Source organism: Acinetobacter sp. Tr-809 (assembly GCF_011753255.1).
In the GTDB taxonomy this organism is placed as follows: domain Bacteria; phylum Pseudomonadota; class Gammaproteobacteria; order Pseudomonadales; family Moraxellaceae; genus Acinetobacter.
In genome coordinates this window covers 1-255 of the sequence record NZ_VWVZ01000027.1, presented here as the reverse complement: position 1 = coordinate 255, position 255 = coordinate 1, and the positions used below count along the sequence as shown (strand labels likewise).

1 protein-coding gene is annotated in these 255 nt (G+C 45.9%); it reads right to left on the bottom strand.

All coding sequences use genetic code 11. The features are described from left to right. A partial coding sequence (locus F3J02_RS18405) for a hypothetical protein (protein ID WP_171526180.1) occupies nucleotides 1-255 on the bottom strand: 255 nt, incomplete at both ends.

The window sequence follows — 255 nt, the reverse complement described above, 5'->3', positions numbered from 1 at the left end:
GTTAAACCACCGATCGTACCTGCTGTACCATCAATAGTGACTGGATTCGCTGTACCAACTTTAATGGTATTGCCTAAGCCTAGCTGTACACCATCTGCTGTCGTGGTACTGGTGATGCTGCCATCTGTTGAACCTTTAACATTCAGCGTATCGCCTAAAGCAAATTGGTTACTGCTTGTACCATTTCCAAACTTAATGCCTTTGTCCGCTGTCGCTTGTGCTGCATCTGCCGCATTTTGAGCAGTCGTCACATTT